At 64.8% G+C, this 16,613-nt stretch carries 18 protein-coding genes; 10 read left to right on the forward strand and 8 right to left on the reverse strand.

The window, feature by feature from the left end; genetic code table 11:
• Positions 1 to 65: 65 nt before the first annotated feature.
• Positions 66 to 1,172 (reverse strand): DNA alkylation repair protein, encoded by a 1,107-nt coding sequence (locus HNQ95_RS25550; RefSeq protein WP_067955330.1) that lies wholly within the window; start codon positions 1,170 to 1,172, stop codon positions 66 to 68.
• A gap of 238 nt (positions 1,173 to 1,410) precedes the next feature.
• Between HNQ95_RS25550 and HNQ95_RS25555 the strand changes: the two genes are divergently transcribed.
• Positions 1,411 to 1,800: an SRPBCC domain-containing protein gene (locus tag HNQ95_RS25555; RefSeq protein ID WP_067955332.1), complete on the forward strand. Its 390-nt coding sequence runs from the start codon at positions 1,411 to 1,413 to the stop codon at positions 1,798 to 1,800.
• 21 nt (positions 1,801 to 1,821) lie between these two features.
• Here the strand turns inward: HNQ95_RS25555 and HNQ95_RS25560 are convergent, their stop codons facing one another.
• From HNQ95_RS25560 to HNQ95_RS25575, 4 genes are all read right to left on the reverse strand, one after another.
• Complete coding sequence (locus HNQ95_RS25560; protein WP_154385888.1) at positions 1,822 to 2,178, reverse strand: DUF1801 domain-containing protein; 357 nt, start codon at positions 2,176 to 2,178, stop codon at positions 1,822 to 1,824.
• On the reverse strand, positions 2,168 to 2,578 hold the full coding sequence (locus HNQ95_RS25565; protein ID WP_182575583.1) for a VOC family protein: 411 nt from the start codon (positions 2,576 to 2,578) through the stop codon (positions 2,168 to 2,170). Before HNQ95_RS25565 ends, HNQ95_RS25560 begins: the two co-directional genes overlap by 11 nt.
• A 289-nt stretch (positions 2,579 to 2,867) precedes the next feature.
• Positions 2,868 to 3,662 carry a class II glutamine amidotransferase gene (locus tag HNQ95_RS25570; RefSeq protein WP_154385886.1) on the reverse strand — a complete coding sequence of 265 codons (795 nt, stop codon included), beginning with the start codon at positions 3,660 to 3,662 and terminating at the stop codon, positions 2,868 to 2,870.
• A 5-nt stretch (positions 3,663 to 3,667) separates the two neighbouring features.
• Positions 3,668 to 3,883: a DUF6356 family protein gene (locus tag HNQ95_RS25575; protein WP_067965826.1), complete on the reverse strand. Its 216-nt coding sequence runs from the start codon at positions 3,881 to 3,883 to the stop codon at positions 3,668 to 3,670.
• 102 nt (positions 3,884 to 3,985) lie between these two features.
• On the opposite strand from HNQ95_RS25575, the gene HNQ95_RS25580 reads away from it, so the two are divergent.
• From HNQ95_RS25580 to HNQ95_RS25595, 4 genes are all read left to right on the forward strand, one after another.
• The gene (locus HNQ95_RS25580; RefSeq protein WP_154385884.1) at positions 3,986 to 4,456 is read left to right on the forward strand and encodes an Lrp/AsnC family transcriptional regulator; all 471 of its coding nucleotides are present in this window, start codon (positions 3,986 to 3,988) and stop codon (positions 4,454 to 4,456) included.
• A gap of 55 nt (positions 4,457 to 4,511) precedes the next feature.
• Positions 4,512 to 4,991 (forward strand): dUTP diphosphatase, encoded by a 480-nt coding sequence (dut, locus tag HNQ95_RS25585; protein ID WP_182575582.1) that lies wholly within the window; start codon positions 4,512 to 4,514, stop codon positions 4,989 to 4,991.
• On the forward strand, positions 4,988 to 5,644 hold the full coding sequence (locus tag HNQ95_RS25590; RefSeq protein WP_182575581.1) for an HAD family hydrolase: 657 nt from the start codon (positions 4,988 to 4,990) through the stop codon (positions 5,642 to 5,644). Before dut ends, HNQ95_RS25590 begins: the two co-directional genes overlap by 4 nt.
• 67 nt (positions 5,645 to 5,711) lie before the next feature.
• Complete coding sequence (locus HNQ95_RS25595; protein ID WP_067955343.1) at positions 5,712 to 6,518, forward strand: isocitrate lyase/PEP mutase family protein; 807 nt, start codon at positions 5,712 to 5,714, stop codon at positions 6,516 to 6,518.
• A gap of 16 nt (positions 6,519 to 6,534) precedes the next feature.
• On the opposite strand, the gene HNQ95_RS25600 is transcribed toward HNQ95_RS25595, so the two are convergent.
• Complete coding sequence (locus tag HNQ95_RS25600; protein ID WP_182575580.1) at positions 6,535 to 7,257, reverse strand: sulfate transporter family protein; 723 nt, start codon at positions 7,255 to 7,257, stop codon at positions 6,535 to 6,537.
• Between the two features lie 169 nt (positions 7,258 to 7,426).
• On the opposite strand from HNQ95_RS25600, the gene HNQ95_RS25605 reads away from it, so the two are divergent.
• Complete coding sequence (locus HNQ95_RS25605; RefSeq protein ID WP_182575579.1) at positions 7,427 to 8,434, forward strand: adenosine kinase; 1,008 nt, start codon at positions 7,427 to 7,429, stop codon at positions 8,432 to 8,434.
• A 563-nt stretch (positions 8,435 to 8,997) separates the two neighbouring features.
• Here HNQ95_RS25605 and HNQ95_RS25610 read toward each other — a convergent pair.
• The gene (locus HNQ95_RS25610) at positions 8,998 to 11,286 is read right to left on the reverse strand and encodes an NADP-dependent malic enzyme (protein ID WP_182575578.1); all 2,289 of its coding nucleotides are present in this window, start codon (positions 11,284 to 11,286) and stop codon (positions 8,998 to 9,000) included.
• 216 nt (positions 11,287 to 11,502) lie between these two features.
• Here HNQ95_RS25610 and mutS point away from each other — a divergent pair, with 216 nt between their 5' ends.
• The 4 genes from mutS (at position 11,503) to HNQ95_RS25630 (ending at position 15,322) form a co-directional block, all read left to right on the forward strand.
• Positions 11,503 to 14,151 (forward strand): DNA mismatch repair protein MutS, encoded by a 2,649-nt coding sequence (gene mutS / locus HNQ95_RS25615; protein ID WP_210283859.1) that lies wholly within the window; start codon positions 11,503 to 11,505, stop codon positions 14,149 to 14,151.
• A gap of 24 nt (positions 14,152 to 14,175) precedes the next feature.
• Positions 14,176 to 14,574 (forward strand): VOC family protein, encoded by a 399-nt coding sequence (locus HNQ95_RS25620; RefSeq protein WP_182575576.1) that lies wholly within the window; start codon positions 14,176 to 14,178, stop codon positions 14,572 to 14,574.
• Between the two features lie 174 nt (positions 14,575 to 14,748).
• Positions 14,749 to 14,961, forward strand: coding sequence for a hypothetical protein (locus HNQ95_RS25625; RefSeq protein ID WP_182585836.1), 213 nt, complete (start codon positions 14,749 to 14,751; stop codon positions 14,959 to 14,961).
• A gap of 175 nt (positions 14,962 to 15,136) precedes the next feature.
• The gene (locus HNQ95_RS25630) at positions 15,137 to 15,322 is read left to right on the forward strand and encodes a hypothetical protein (RefSeq protein ID WP_210289170.1); all 186 of its coding nucleotides are present in this window, start codon (positions 15,137 to 15,139) and stop codon (positions 15,320 to 15,322) included.
• Here HNQ95_RS25630 and HNQ95_RS25635 read toward each other — a convergent pair.
• Positions 15,313 to 16,500: an MFS transporter gene (locus tag HNQ95_RS25635; protein WP_182575573.1), complete on the reverse strand. Its 1,188-nt coding sequence runs from the start codon at positions 16,498 to 16,500 to the stop codon at positions 15,313 to 15,315. The genes HNQ95_RS25630 and HNQ95_RS25635 overlap by 10 nt on opposite strands.
• Positions 16,501 to 16,613 lie beyond the last annotated feature (113 nt).

The raw sequence follows: 16,613 nt of genomic DNA on the forward strand, positions 1-16,613 counted from the left end.
AGGTCGCAGGGCGCGCTATTCGCAGCCCCGCTAACTCCTCCCCACGAGGGGGAAATCCCGAGCCCTCATCCCTTCAGCTCGAAGCCGCCCTCGGCCACCGTCTCGCCATTGACGATCAGCTCGATCAAGTGATGGCCGGGATAGTGCTTGCGTGTGGTGAAGTCGCGCACCGCCTGGCTGATCGAGAGTTCCTTCTGGCTGCCCGGCGCAAGGTTGATCTCCTTGAGCTTGAACACTTTCTTCGAGCTGCCGCCGCTTTTCTTGACGTAGTGCACGGCATAGTCGACCACCAGCTGCTGCGCCGTCTCGGCGGTCGAGGCGATGTTGGCCTTGAGCGTGATGCGGCCGCCGAGCAGGATCGCCGCCGGCTGGACCGCGAAGGTGTCGACACGCACCATCGGCTTGCCCGTCGTGCCGATCGCGCCAAGTGCGCGGGGATCGCCCTTCTTGATCATCGTCCGCAGCGCGTGCTTGACGATCCAGGCAGTGTTCCTGTCGTCCATGTCCCATGCCGAGATGCGGTCGATCACCCGGTCGGGATGGTCCTTGGATATGTCGTTGAGGTGGTTGGCCACGGATTTGCGCACATAGAGGCTGGGATCGCTGCGCAGCGTCTCGAGGATGGGTGCCGTCGGCGACGGATCCTTGATCAGCTGCTTGAGCTGGAACGACCACGGTAGCCGCGGGCGCGATCCCTCGCTGGCCAGGCGGCGCACATGCTCGTTGTCGTCGAGTGCCCAGCGGCGCATCACCTTCAGCGTGCCATCGAAATCCATGGCCAGGAAATGCCGGATGGCGAATTCGGCCGAACCAAAGCGGGTGAAATAGTGCAGTGCCTGCATCGACAGGTCGACATGGCCCTTGCCGTAAAGCGCGACATATTCCGACAGAACGATCGAGGCGAAGCTGTGCTGGATGCGCGGCGCCAGCTCGTAAAGCACATCGACGCCACGCTCGAAGCTGCCCGGCAGGGCGCCGTGCAGGCTGGTCGCCGTCTGTCGCAGCCGCTGCATGATACCGAGATCGTCGAGATTGGCGGTCGCCAGCGCCATGAACTTTTCCGCATCGAAAGCAGCCGAGATGGACGCCGTCTCGGTGGCAATGTGGCGAAGGCGGTCGCGATCGAAGATTTCCTTGAGTGCCGGGGCGGCTAGCGTCTGGTCTTCCGTCATCTGTTTCCGTCCTGCATGGCGCCCCCGCGCCGGCCCTTGGGCGTCCATTCGGACGAAGGGCTCGTTGCGCAGATACGAATCGGACCTCGAAACTACAATCCCTCTCCTGCCAAGGCACTGTCAGGAGACAGTCGACGACGGCGCTTTCGTCGTCGCAAACCGCCGTTGACGTTACTGCCGGACGGGCGGAAAATATTCTCAACGCGCGTGACACATCGCGCCTTTCCAGGAGGTCGACATGACCATCCACCAGGAAGTGCATCTCAAGGGCTCACCCAGAAACATCTATGAACTGCTGCTCGATTCCGCCCGCTTTCAGGCCATGACGGGTGGCCGGGCGGCCCATATCTCGCCCCATGAGGGCGGCGAAGTCTCGATGTTCGGCGGCGATATCGAGGCGCGCAATGTCGAACTGGTGCCCAACCGCCGCATCGTCCAGGCTTGGCGTTCCCGCGTCTGGCCCGAAGGCACCTATTCGATCGTGCGCTTCGAACTGCAGGCCGACGGCACCGGCACGAGACTGACCTTCGACCAGGCCGGCTACCCACGCTCGGCGCATGCAGCGCTCGATGAAGGTTGGGCGAAAATGTACTGGGAGCCGATGAACCGCGCCCTGACGCATCATTGACGGCAGCGCGGCTAACGCCTTTCAGGCGTCTGCGGCCTGGCGCGCCAGCGCGACATAGTGAGTGACATGCCGGTCCTCGATGTCCGACACCGAGAAGAGCTTGATGTGGCGTCGCAGTTTGCCTTGCCCCAGAAGCACGCCGTGCGTGTCCGGCAAAGCCGCACCTTGGCTGAGTTCCAGCGTAACATGACCGGCATATGAGAAGACGCCGCAAAACGGCGTACGCGCCGAAAACAGGATGCCGCCGTATTTGACCTCCTCGGAGATGGACGGACCGGCCTGCAGCACGATCTCGCGCAGCCGCGACACAATAGCGAAGTGATCTGCCCGCTGATCCTGCAGCTCGTCCAGGAAGGCTAGAACGCGATCACAGGCCATGGTCAATCCGTGGCGCATAGAACTGCCTGAACTCGTGGGATGGTTCGCGGTTGGAGTAGATGCAGAGCGTGATGCCGTTGGGGTCCTGGATCGCAAAGCCGCGATCGCCCCAGGGATGGTCTTCGATCGGCATGACAGGCACCAGCCCCACAGCCGTCATTGCGCGATGCTCGCCATCGACGTCGTCGACGCAGAAATTGTAAGTCAGGCCCGCCGTGTCGCATGTGGGTTGTTCTCCCCGCGGCTCCATGAATTGCAGCGAAAGCCCTGTCTCAAATTCAAGGCTGACATACCAGCCGCAATCGAAGACAGGATGCACGCCAAAATGCCTGATGTAGAAGTCGCGTGTCTCGACGACGCGTTTGGTCGTGATGCAGAGAGATGCAGTTGTCGGGCGCATTGTGCAAGCTCGCGGTGAGTTGACTGGCGAGATCTGCTGTCTTCGAGGCTTCGCCAAACGCAGCGGCAACAAGCCAAGGCTGGCAGCAGAAATCCCTTCGGATGTCCCTGGAAAATACACTTCGGCCCGCTTCGATCTTGAACAAATCGGACAGCGGCCGGTCAAACTGACACTTGGGACAGCCGCGCAGACATTGGGCAAAGCGCAAGTGCCGACGCATTGGTCTGGACACGTCTACGCGTAGGCGTCGATCTCGTTCCGCCTAAACGTCGCCTGCAGGCCGCCGGTTTCAGCCGGCCAGTGCGAGTTGCGCCAATGCCGGCTGGAACGGGCGGACGGTCATTTCATCAGGCGTCATGGCGACAAAACTCGACGGCGGCACCGCCTGCCAGCTCTGTCCTTCGCGGTCGAAGGGTTCGGAGACGATACAGCGACCGGTTTCGCCGTCGCGGGTGTAGAGCGTCGGCGCATGTCCGTCGGTGGCAAAGCGCACGGCAAACAGGCTTGTGCCGTCACTGAAAGCGGCAGTCAGCTTCAGCTGCGGATCAATGCCGGCGCCATGTGCGGCAGCAACCACACGGCCGGTGGCACGGGTGACCGCGCCCTGCGGATCAGCGTCGAGCCCCTCTTCCAGCATCAGCATGAAAAACAGCTCGGAATCGGTCGTGCCCTGGCGCTGCTCGTAGAGATCGTCGTTGATGCTGGCCTCGAGCCGGCGCCGGATCTTCTCGAAGCCCGAGATCTGGCCGTTGTGCATGAAGCTCCAGCGTCCCGAAATGAAGGGGTGGCAGTTGGCGCGGCTGGTGGCGCCGCCGGTCGATGCCCGGACATGGGCGAGAAACAGGCCCGACTTGATCTGCCGGCACAGGCTTTTCAGATTGGGGTCCGACCAGGCCGGCAGGATGTCGCGATAGAGGCCCGGCTCCGGCCTGTCGCCATACCAGGCAAGCCCGAAACCGTCGCCATTGGTCGGCGACTTGGCCTCCTGCGCGCAATGACTCTGTGCGATCAGCGAATGGCACGGCGCCGTCACGATGTCTTCGAGGAAGACCTCTTCACCGATATAGGCAGCCCACCGGCACATGCGCTTCAACGTCCCCGATTGTGTGTCCGCTCGTACAGCCGGCGGATGATCGTGCTGGCAGTAGATTCGAACAGGAAGGGTAACAAAGCGTGAATGAGTGCCGCGCCCGCTGCCAGGAACAGCTGACCGGCGAACCAGCCGGCAAAACGCATGTGCTCGAAATAGCTCTCGTCGACCGCCTCGGGGTGAGCCGTGAACAGCTTTGCGATGCGTGCGGACATGAGAACCTCCCTGGCTGACATGAGTATCGTCGCACGGGAGAGAGGTTCATCGGTCCCAATCTGTCCTTGCCATTCACCAAGTTTTGGGACATTTATCCCAAGATGTCTGGAGAACTCGATACGATTGATCGAAGAATACTCGCCGAACTGCAGCGCGACGGCACGCTTTCGGTCGACCAGCTGTCCGAGCGCGTCGGCCTGTCGCGCAATGCCTGCTGGCGCCGTGTCAAAAGGCTCGACGATGAGCGCTTCATCACCGGCCGGGTGGCGCTCGTCGATGCCGACAAGCTCGGCCTCGGCCTGTCGGTGTTCATCCTGGTGCGGACGTCGAGCCACGACCCCGAATGGCTGGCCAAGTTCCGCGCCGGCGTGACATCGTTTCCCGAGATCACCGGCGTCTATCGCATGTCGGGTGACCTCGACTATGTCTTGCGTGCCCGCGTCGCCGATGTGAAAGCGTATGACCGTCTTTACCAGCGCCTCATCGCCAAGGTGCCGCTGTCGGATGTCTCGGCCTCCTTCGTCATGGAGGAGATCCGCGAAACAACAGTGGTGCCGGTGGAAATTCGCTGAGTGCGACCTCTTGTGAATTGACCTCATCTGGACGCTGTCCCATAGGATCGCCGCCATGACATCGACCGCCGCAACCTCTTCCGCCCCCGTCATCGGGATCGTCCGCTTGCCGCATTCGGGCGAGCTGCCCCTGCCGTCCTACGAAACGTCGGGTGCCGCCGGCATGGACCTGCGCGCCGCGGTGCCGGATGACCGGCCGCTTTTGATCCTGCCCGGCAAGCGCGCCTTGGTGCCGACCGGCCTGATCTTCGAAATACCGGAAGGTTTCGAAGGTCAAATTCGCCCGCGCTCCGGCCTTGCCTTCAAGGACGGCATCACCTGCCTCAACACGCCGGGTACCATCGACAGCGACTATCGCGGCGAGGTCAAGGTGCTGTTGATCAACCATGGCGACGAAGACTTCTATGTCGAGCGCGGCATGCGCATCGCCCAGATCGTCATCGCATCGGTGACCCGCGCCGGGGTCGAGGAGCGCACGCTTGCCGGCGACACGTCGCGCGGCGCCGGCGGCTTCGGCTCCACGGGCACCGCGTGAACAAGCCGAATCTCGTCATCTTCGACTGCGACGGCGTGCTGGTCGACACAGAGCCGCTGGCCAACCAGCGGCTCGCGGCCTGGCTGACCGAGGCGGGTTATCCCGTCAGCTACGCGGACTGCCGCCGCCAGTTCGTCGGCCGCAGTCTGGTGTCGGTGCAGAAGGAGGTCGAGGCGACGGGCGTCAGCCTTGGGCCTGACTTCGTCGAGCGCTGGTACCGCGAGCTGCCGGAGCTGTTTGCGTCAGGCGTCCAGGCGATCCCGCACGTCGAGACCTTCGTCACCGCCGTGCAGGCCGCCGGCATCGCCTATTGCGTGGCGTCGTCGGCACGGGTCAACAAGATGCATATGACGCTCGGCCAGACCGGGCTGCTGCCCTATTTCCACGACGTGCTGTTCTCGGCCACCATGGTCGAGCGCGGCAAGCCGTTTCCAGACCTGTTCCTGCACGCCGCCGGCACGATGGGCTTTGCCCCAGCCGACTGTATCGTCATCGAGGACAGCGTCGCCGGCGCCCAGGCCGGGCGTGCCGCCGGCATGCGGGTGTTCGGCTATCACCGCGACCCGCACTCCGACTGCGATGGCCTCAAGGCGGCGGGCGCCGTGCTGTTCGACGACATGCGCAAACTGGCAGGACTGATCCCGATCGCCTGAAACAGGGTTTGAGCCCTCCGGCGCGCCGGTCTAATATTGCCCGTCGGTTCGGATCGAGGGCGATGACATGGACAAGGGCGCGGTCTTCCGGAAACTTCACGAGGCGCCGGGCGCCTTCATCATTCCCAATCCGTGGGACATCGGCACATCAAAGCTTCTGGCTTCCTTCGGTTTCGAGGCGCTGGCGACAACCAGCGCCGGCTATGCCTTCTCGCGCGGACGGCCCGACGGTGATGTCGGCTTCGAGGAGATGATCCACCACTGCCGCGATCTGGCGCATGCCACCGGCCTGCCTGTGTCGGCCGACCTCGAGAAGGGCAAGGGCGACAGCCCCGAAAGCTCAGGTGAAACAGTCTTTGCCGCCGAGGCAGCAGGCCTTGCCGGCTGCTCGCTCGAGGACCACACCGGCGAGCCTGACCGGCCGATCTACGATTTTTCGCATGCCGTCGAGCGCGTCACCGCGGCAGCCGAGGCTGCGCGGGCGCTGAAGGGTGACTTCGTCCTGACGGCGCGGTCGGAAAACTTTCTCTGGAACCGCCCCGATCTCGATGACACGATCAAGCGGCTGCAGGCCTTCGAGAAGGCCGGGGCCGACGTGCTTTATGCGCCCGGGATATCAGACATCGAAATGATCCGGACGCTGTGCAGCTCTGTCACGAAACCGGTCAACGTTCTGGCGGTGCCGGGCTTCTCGGTCGCGGTGCTGGCCGAGGCCGGCGCCAAGCGCATCTCGCTCGGCTCCAAGCTGACCGCCTACGCCTTCGGCATGATGGAGCGGGCGTCGCGCGAGATGCTGGGCCAGGGCACGTTCGAATTCGCCCGCGACGGCATCGCCTATGCCAAGCTGCAGGCGATGTTCGGCCGCGAGAGCTGAACGCCCCTTATCATCTTCACGCCCGCGCCATTTCAGGCCGGCGCTCGGCCGCCGACACGCTCTTGTGCAGATGCACCATCATCGCCGCGGCAAAGAGCGGGGTGAGCAGGTTGAGGATCGGCACGGCGAGGAAGGCCGCGATGACCAGACCTGCCATGAACACCATGCCGGCGTTGCGGCGGCGCAAATCCTTGGCGTCCTGCTCGGAGCGGAAGCGCATGGCGGCGAACTCGAAGAACTCGCGGCCCAGCAGGTAGCCGTTGACCAGGAAGAAGGCGCCGATGTTGACGATGGGGATGAACATCAGAAGCAGCGCCAACAAATTGCCCAATATGACGATGCCGAAGAACTTGATCGCCAGCACCAGCGAACGCAAGGCCGGCACCGGCTGCCCCGGGCGCTCCGCGGGATAGTTGGTCTTTTCGACGACCTCGGCGACATCGTCCAGAAACAGGCCGGCGACGATCGCCGTCACCGGCGCGATCAGCAAGGCGAGCCCCAGCGCCAGACCTATGCCGGCAATGATCGCGGCGATCAGGCCGAGCCAGCCGGTCCAGGCGGGCAGGCCGGGCAGCATGGCGTCGATCCATGGCCAGGCCAGCCAGTCGAACAGCTCGCGGATGCCGAACCACAGCGCGACGAGCGTAAGCAGCGTCAGCCCCAGCGTCTTCAGGAACACCGTGCGGAACTCGGCCGAAAAGAGTTGGCTTGCAGCAATGCGGGCGGCGTCGAGGATCATGTTGGCGTGGCGTCTCCCTGTTTCCGCGCTGAGATAAGGTGCCGCGGGGCCGGCCTCAAGCGCCTGCTGCCAATTTGCCGGTAGGCAAACGCGCCGCGAGCCGCTAAACGCAATCCGTTTTGCCGACCCCTCGGCCCCTTTTTACGGCCAAAGCGCCGCGGAGACCCTGATGAGCCAATATGACGTGCTGTGCATCGGCAACGCCATCGTCGACATCATCGCACAATGCGACGAGGCCTTTCTCACCGACAACGGCATCATCAAGGGGGCGATGAACCTGATCGACGCCGAGCGCGCCGAACTGCTCTATTCCCGCATGGGCCCGGCGATCGAGGCCTCGGGCGGCTCGGCCGGCAACACCGCTGCCGGCATCGCCAGCTTCGGCGGCCGCTCGGCCTATTTCGGCAAGGTTTCCCGCGACCACCTCGGCGAGGTCTTCACGCACGACATCCGCGCCCAGGGCGTCGCCTTCGACACAACGCCGCTTGAAGGAGGGCCGCTCGACGGCACGCCGCCGACGGCACGCTCGATGATCCTCGTCACCCCCGACGGCGAGCGTTCGATGAACACCTATCTCGGCGCCTGCGTCGAGCTCGGGCCGGACGATGTCGAGGCCGACAAGGCAAGCGGAGCCAAGGTCACCTATTTCGAAGGCTATCTGTGGGATCCGCCGCTGGCCAAGGAAGCGATCCGCATGACCGCAGCCCACGCGCATGCCGCCGGCCGCGAAGTGTCGATGACGCTGTCGGATTCGTTCTGCGTCGACCGCTACCGCGCCGAGTTCCTCGAGCTGATGCGCTCGGGCACCGTCGACATCGTCTTTGCCAACAGCCACGAGATCAAGTCGCTCTACGAGACGTCGTCGTTCGACGAGGCACTGTCGCTGATCCGCAAGGACTGCAAGATTGCCGCTGTCACCCGCTCGGAGAAGGGCTCGGTCATCGTGCGCGGCGACGAGACGGTGGTGATCCAGGCGACCGAGATCCGCGAGCTGGTCGACACGACAGGCGCCGGCGACCTCTATGCCGCCGGTTTCCTCTATGGCTACACGCAAGGCCGTTCGCTCAAGGATTGCGGCGACCTCGGCTCGCTGGCCGCCGGCCTGGTGATCCAGCAGATCGGCCCACGCCCACGACAAAATTTGAAGCGCGAGGCCGAACAGGCGGGATTGCTCTGAGGTCTTCCTTCGCCCCGTTTACGGGGAGAAGGTGCCCCGCAGGGGCGGATGAGGGGCGGCGGAAACCTGCCCGCTCTCATTCCTCCCCCCCCTCTGTCCTGCCGGACATCTCCCCCGCAAGGGGGGAGATCAGCCTTCACTTCAGCCTTCGCCAATCACCAACTTCCTGTTGATTGCCGCCATTTCAGAACGGGCGTCACGGAAGCGGGGCCGTACCCTCAATATTGCATCGTCCCGCGCACCCCGTCCGAAGGTGAACCTTCGGACGGCCCGGGCAGCAGGCTACGTCAGCCACCTGTCGGAACCGCCGGCTCCTTCCCGATCGGGACTCAAATCAGGCTTGCCTGCGCATATAGCGCCGATGCGGCCCCCGCGATCCTTCGCCCCCCTCTGCCCTGCCGGGCATCTCCCCCGCAAGGAGGGAGATCAGCAGCTTCGACGCTTCGCCCAATCGGCAGACGGCGCAAGGAGGGCGGCGGCGCCAGCCCTTCGCTACCGCTCAGGGCCTTTAGCCGCTCGAAAAGCCCATTTGGGGGCTTTTCGTTCGCTGCGCGAACCGCGCCTCAAGCCCCCGCGTTATACGCCGCGATTGCCGCCATGTTGACGATGTCTGAGTCCTTGGCATTCAGCGGCACGATCTGGACCGGCTTGTTGAGACCGACCAGCAACGGGCCGATGACGGTGGAGCCGCCGAGTTCCTGCAGCATCTTGGTCGAGATCGCCGCCGAGTGGAAGGCCGGCATGACCAGCACGTTGGCGGCACCGGAGAGGCGGCAGAAGGGGTATTGCTGCTGCATCAGGCGATGGTTGAGGGCGACGTCGGCGGCCATTTCGCCGTCATATTCGAAATCGACGCGGCGCTTGTCGAGGATCTTGACCGCTTCCTGGACACGCTCGGAGCGCTCGCCGGCCGGATGGCCGAAGGTCGAGTAGGCGAGCATCGCCACGCGCGGCTCGTAGCCCATGCGCCGTGCGAAATGCGCGGCTTCCTCGGCAATGTCGGCGATCTGCTCGGCATTGGGCATGTCGTGAACGGCGGTGTCGGCAACGATGACGGTGCGCCCGCGGGCGAGCACGATCGACACGCCGATGACGCGGTGGCCGGGCTTGGCGTCGATGACGCGGCGGACGTCTTCGAGCACCGTCGAGTAATTGCGGGTGACGCCTGTCACGACCCCGTCGGCATCGCCGAGCGCCACCATGCAGGCGGCGAAATGGTTGCGGTCGTTGTTGATCAGGCGCTGGCAGTCGCGCAAAAGGTAGCCCTTGCGCTGCAACCGCTCGTAGAGAAAGTCGGCATAGATGGCGTTGCGGCGTGACAGCCGCGCATTGATGATCTCGAGACCCGGCTTGTTGAGGTCGATGCCGGCCTGGCGAGCGTTTTCCTTGATGATGTCGTCGCGACCGAGAAGGATGGCGGTGCCGAGCTTCTGGTTCACATAAGACACGGCGGCGCGCATGACCTGCTCTTCCTCGCCCTCGGCGAAGACGATGCGCTTGGGCTGGCGCCGGACCCGGTCATAGATGCGCTGCAAGGTCGAGGCGATCGGGTCGCGGCGGGCGGAGAGCTCGTTGGCGTATTTGTCGAGATCGAGGATCGGCCGGCCGGCGACGCCCGATTCCATGGCGGCCTTGGCGACCGCGATCGGGATCGCCGAGATCAGGCGCGGGTCGAACGGCACCGGGATGATGTAGTTGGGACCGAATTTCGGCCGGTTGCCCTGATAGGCGGCGGCGACGTCGTCGGGTACATCCTGGCGGGCGAGCTCGGCCAGCGCGTTGGCGGCGGCGACCTTCATGGCGTCGTTGATGGTTGTCGCGCGGACATCGAGCGCGCCGCGGAAGATGTAGGGGAAGCCGAGCACGTTGTTGACCTGGTTCGGATAGTCCGAACGGCCGGTCGCCATGATGGCGTCGGTGCGGATCTCGGCGACTTCCTCGGGCGTGATCTCCGGATCGGGATTGGCCATGGCGAAGATGATCGGGTTCTTGGCCATGGACTGGATCATGGCCGGTGTCAGCGCGCCCTTGGCCGAGAGGCCGAAGACGATGTCGGCACCGTCCATGGCGTCGGCCAGCGAACGCGCCTCGGTCTTGACCGCATGCGCCGACTTCCACTGGTTCATGCCTTCGGTGCGGCCCTGGTAGACCACGCCCTTGGTGTCGCACAAAATGACATTGTCAGGCGTGAAGCCCATCGACTTGATCAGCTCGATGCAGGCAATGCCGGCGGAACCGGCGCCATTGCAGACCAGCTTGGCCGTCTTCATGTCGCGGCCGGTGATTTCGAGCGCGTTGATCAGGCCGGCGGCGGCGATGATGGCGGTGCCGTGCTGGTCGTCATGGAAGACGGGGATGTCCATCAGCTCGCGCAGGCGCTGCTCGATGATGAAGCATTCGGGCGCCTTGATGTCCTCGAGATTGATGCCGCCGAAGGACGGCCCGAGGAAACGCACGCAGTTGATGAATTCGTCGGCGTCCTCGGTGTCGACCTCGAGGTCGATGGAATCGACGTCGGCGAAGCGCTTGAACAGCACCGCCTTGCCCTCCATGACCGGCTTGGAGGCCAGCGCGCCGAGATTGCCCAAGCCGAGGATGGCGGTGCCGTTGGAGATGACGGCGACCATGTTGCCGCGGGTGGTGTAGTCATAGGCGCGCGAGGGATCCTCGGCGATGGCCTTCACCGGCACGGCGACGCCGGGCGAATAGGCGAGGCTGAGGTCGCGCTGCGTCGCCATCGGCTTGGTCGGATTGATCTCGAGCTTGCCCGGGCGGCCCATGGCATGGAAGTCGAGCGCTTCCTGAGCGGAGACGGAGGGACCGGAATTGTCGGGTTTCCTGGTAGTTGCCATGGTGAGAAGCGTTCCTGTCCCTTAAATTTCTTTTTGTGGAGCGTTTTGGATTAAGGCTACACATCAGCGCTGTAAACCGCCAAGCAGACGAGGGAATTTCCTTTTTTCGAAGGTTCAGGCGTGAACGACCGACCGATAATCGCTGCGGAAGCTGACTTTGCGGAAGCCGGAGGGGAAAGCCGGGCCGAAGCCCCGGTGCATGCCGCGCCGACGCCGATGATGGAACAGTATATGGAGATCAAGGCGGCGAACCCGGATTCGCTGCTGTTCTATCGCATGGGCGACTTCTACGAGCTGTTCTTCGACGACGCCGAGAAGGCCTCGCGCGCGCTCGGCATCGTGCTGACCAAGCGCGGCAAGCACCAGGGCCAGGACATCCCGATGTGCGGGGTGCCGATCCATGCCGCCGACGACTATCTGCAGAAGCTGATCGGGCAAGGCTACCGGGTCGCCGTGTGCGAGCAGGTGGAAGACCCGGCCGAGGCCAAGAAGCGCGGCTCGAAGTCAGTGGTCAAGCGCGACGTGGTGCGGCTGGTGACGCCTGGCACCATCACCGAAGACAAGCTTTTGGCGCCGCAGGAATCGAATTTCCTGATGGCGCTGGGGCGGGTCAAGGGCGCGGGCGAAGCCAGCCTGGCGATCGCCTGGATCGAGATCTCGACCGGCATCTTCCGCGTCGCCGAGACGACGCCGGAACGGCTTTCGGCCGACATCTTCCGCGTCGACCCGCGCGAGCTGATCGTCGCCGAACCTGCCTTCCATGACGAGGAGCTGCGCCCGAGCTTCGATCTGGTCGGCCGCATCGTCAACCCGCAGCCGCCGAGCCTGTTCGATTCGACCTCGGCGCCCAGCCGCATCGCCCGTTTCTACGACGTGGCGACGCCGGACAGTTTTGGCGCGTTTTCGCGCGCCGAACTGTCGGCCATCTCCGGCGTCATCGCCTATGTCGAAAAGACCCAAAAGGCCGAGCGGCCGCCTTTGTCGCGGCCCGAGCGCGAGCAGTCGGGCACCACGCTGTTCATCGACCCGGCGACACGCGCCAATCTCGAATTGTTGCGCACCCTGTCGGGCGGCCGCGACGGCTCGCTGTTCCGCGCCATCGACCGTACGGTGACGGGCGGCGGCGCGCGCCTGCTCGCCGACCGGCTGATGTCGCCGCTGACAGATCCCGAAGCCATCGGCGCCAGGCTGGACGCAGTGTCGTTCTTCACCGGCGAAATGCGGCTGACCGATGCGCTCAGGCTCAGCCTGAAGGGCGTCGCCGACATGCCGCGCGCGCTGTCGCGGCTGGCGCTCAACCGCGGCGGGCCGCGCGATCTCGGCGCGCTGCGTTCGGGATTCTCGGCGGCGCGCACCATTGCCGGGTTGTTTGCGGGCGCTTCCCTGCCGAAGCAGCTGGCGGCGGCGATCGCGGCGATATCGGCCCTGCCCACAGGCTTGGCCGACCATCTCGACGTGGCGCTGGGCGAGGAGCTGCCGCTTCTCAAGCGCGACGGCGGTTTTGTCCGCGCCGGCTATCATCCGGAACTCGATGAGATGCGGGCGCTGCGCGACCAGTCGCGCCGGGTGATCGCCGGCATGGAGCGCGACCTGATCGAGGAGACGGGCATCCGCTCGCTCAAGATCCGCCACAACAACGTGCTCGGCTACTACATCGAGGTGACGGCGAACAACCAGACGGCCCTGAACGGCAGCGACGAGGCCAAGGCGCGCTTCATCCACCGCCAGACCATGGCGAATGCGATGCGCTTCACCACCACCGAGCTCGCCGGCCTCGAGACCAAGATCGCCAATGCCGCCGACCGGGCGCTGACCATCGAACTCCAGGCCTTCGACCAGTTGGTCGGCGAGGCAGTGACCCACGCCCAGGCGATCCGGTCAGGCGCCGACGCGCTGTCCGTGCTCGACGTGTCGGCGGCGCTCGCCGTGCTCGCCCAGAACGAGGCGTGGTGCCGGCCCGAGGTCGACGCCAGCCTCGCCTTCGACATTTTTGGTGGACGCCACCCGGTGGTCGAGCAGTCGCTGAGGCGCGAGGCGGCAGCCCCCTTCGTCGCCAATGACTGTACGCTGTCGCCTGACGGCAACGACAGGAACGGCGCCATCTGGCTGCTCACCGGCCCGAACATGGGTGGTAAGTCGACCTTCCTGCGCCAGAACGCGCTGATCGCCATCCTCGCCCAGATGGGGTCGTTCGTACCCGCCGAGCGTGCGCATATCGGCGTGGTCGATCGGCTGTTCTCCCGCGTCGGCGCCTCGGACGATCTGGCGCGCGGGCGCTCGACCTTCATGGTCGAGATGGTCGAGACCGCCGCCATCCTCAACCAGGCGGGCGAGCGCACGCTTGTCATCCTCGACGAGATCGGTCGGGGTACCGCCACCTTCGACGGCCTGTCGATCGCCTGGGCGGCAGTCGAATATCTGCACGAGAAGAACCGCTGCCGCGCCATCTTCGCCACCCATTTCCACGAACTGACGGCACTTTCCGGCAAGCTCGGCCGCCTGCACAATGTGACGATGCGGGTAAAGGAGTGGGAAGGCGAAGTGGTGTTCCTGCACGAGGTCGGCAAGGGGGCCGCCGACCGCTCCTACGGCGTGCAGGTGGCCCGCCTCGCCGGCCTGCCCGATGTCGTGGTGGCGCGCGCCAAGGAGGTGCTGCACCAGCTCGAGGAAAGCGAGACGTCAGGCAAAGCCGACCGCCTTGTCGACGACCTGCCGCTGTTCTCGGTGGCGGTGAGACGCGAGGCGACGAAACCCGTCGCCAATGACGCACTGACCAAGGCACTGGAGGGGCTGAGCCCCGACGAAATGACCCCGCGCGAGGCACTGGACGCGCTGTATAGGCTGAAGGGGCTGGCGGCGAGCTAAGCAGCGGTTAGTAGCGGAGACGGCATGCTTCATCACATTTCGCTCGGTGTCTCCGACATCGACCGCGCAGCAGCCTTCTACGACGCGGCCCTTGCCCCGCTCGGTTATGTCAGGGTCTGGGAAGACCTCTCGCCCGACGCCGACGACCAGGCCGTCGGCTACGGTGTCGCAGGCGGCGGCGACAAGCTGGCGCTCAAGCAGCGTAGCATCGGCCAGCGCCCGCCGGGTCCCGGCTTCCACCTTGCCTTTGCCGCGCCCGACCGACAGGCGGTCGCGGCGTTCCATGCGGCAGCACTTGCCCATGGTGGCACCGACAATGGCGGCCCCGGCCTGCGGGCGCATTACGGCCCGACCTATTTTGCCGCCTTCGTGATCGATCCGGACGGGCATCCTATCGAGGCGGTGTTCAACCAGGCCGTCTAGGCGGGCGCCGGACGCGCCTGCAATTCAAGCGCCGGTATTCTGCCGGAACATCTTGCGAACAACCCCGACCGGGCATGTCCGGTTTGGCCTCAATCGCCGTGACCTGGGCAAACTTGCCACCGATGGTAGCAGGCGGTCCATTGGGTCATTGACGTTCCCCCTGCCGCGGCGCCAATGCTGACATTGCGCGCGCTGGCAATCTTGCCAGCCAACCAACCCCATGGAGGACGCATGCCCAAGGTCAGAGGTCAGAGCGCTCTCGACAAGGAGCGCGCCAAAACGGAGAAGCTTCTCAAAAAGGTAGGCTACACCGCCCTGAAGGAGGCCGGGGTGAAATCCAGGCGGCCCGACCTTCCGAACCTGAAGACCGAAAAGCGAGAGAAATAACGCGGCCCTCTACGCTGCCCGCAGCCTCCCGGTTGAACCCGCTCTGCCGAACTGCTCAAGTCGGCGCTGGATCGCGAAAGGGCCGTGGCATGGTGGATTCTGGCCGGATCGACAAGCTGATCGTACGGTGCCCCCTGCCTTGGCATTTTCACCCGACTTGGCGGCAGCGCGGCGAGTGCACACAGCCTTGAGGCTGCGCTCAGCATCGCGCCCGATCGTCTGTCGCGACTGCTTTGTCATCTTCAGGAATGCCGACACCACCACCGTGCTGCGCACCGGCCTGACCGCCGCCGCTGTCACCCACGACTATGCCGCCGGCGACGCGGTTTTGGAGCCGAGCGGCTTCCGGCCTCAGGCTTGATTGAGCCGGAGGGTCGCGGATGCTACCGTCAGCGTCACCGCGAACATCGTGGCCGTCACGACGATCAGCGCGCTCGACAGGGACGCTGCCGTCAGCACCGCACTGGCAAAAATGATGCCTATGGCACTCGACGTGCGCAGCAAGGCGAACACTTCGGGTCGCCTGCGTGGCGGGGCCAGCCGGTCGAGAACGAGCGAGTAGTAGGTGCCGAGAGGCGCCAGGACCAATCCGATGAGGACGGCGCCGACGACCGTGGTCACAAGCGATGGTCCGAGGGCGGCGAGTGCGGCTCCAAGCGTCAAGACGCACAGCAGCAAAACGACGGCCCTGCTGCTTACCATGCGGTTGCGCACGCTGACCCAGATACCACCCGCGACCGAGGCCAGGCACAGCGGCACCGTGAACAGGATGGCCAGCGTCGGTGGGTAGCCGAATTTCAGCGCGAGCGCGACGGCTCCGATTTCGATGGCCGCGACGGTGGACGAACCTGCAGCCGCACAGACGAGCCACAGCAGGATGGAGGGGCTGAGCACCGAACCCTCTGCATGTGGCACGTGCTCGACATGGCTCTTGCCCGCCTTTGGCACCAGCAGGGCCGGAATGGCACCGAGCAGTGTCAGCGCGAGCAGGGCAAAGACGGGCGAGACGGCGCCAAGGGCGGACGCCACCACCGGACCAAGAACAAAGGTCAGCTCATTGAGGGTGGCTGCAATGCCGAGCGTTCGGGGCAGATGCGAAGCAGACGTGAAGTGATTGAGCAACGCGCGCAAATATCCGAATGCCGCGCCGTTGACCAAGCCGGCCACAGCCGCGAAGACGACAAGCAAGGCAAACGGCGCCTGGTAATGCGCGCACAAAACCACAGCAGCCAAGGCGAGCGTGCGGAAGGCCACCAACAGCCTCAGGAAGGTCGCGGCTGAACGGTTCGTACCGAGCCGTGTAATCGGGATGGCGCCGACGACCTGTGCAAGGGTCATGGCCAGGATCATGGCGGCGCCGCCCCGTGCGTCGCCGGTGAGGCCCAAGGCGACGAGCGAGAACGCCACCGGCGCGGAAGCCTGGGGAACGTTCAATGTCGCCGATGAGGCAAACCAGCGGAGCAGCGGCCAGCGGCTCAGAGGCCTGTCGAGAGGCTCAGAAGCGACGTCACTGGAGGGAGGGGCGCCAAGTTCGGTCATCTCGAAGCTGATACCACCGACATCATCGGACGCGGTTCATGCCCGGCAGCACGATAAGCGGGCCGGAGTTCCCGAAGCGTCTCAGCCATGAGGCGGCCGTTTTCAGGACAAGG

It is taken from the genome of Aminobacter ciceronei, assembly GCF_014138625.1.
Taxonomy (GTDB): domain Bacteria; phylum Pseudomonadota; class Alphaproteobacteria; order Rhizobiales; family Rhizobiaceae; genus Aminobacter; species Aminobacter ciceronei.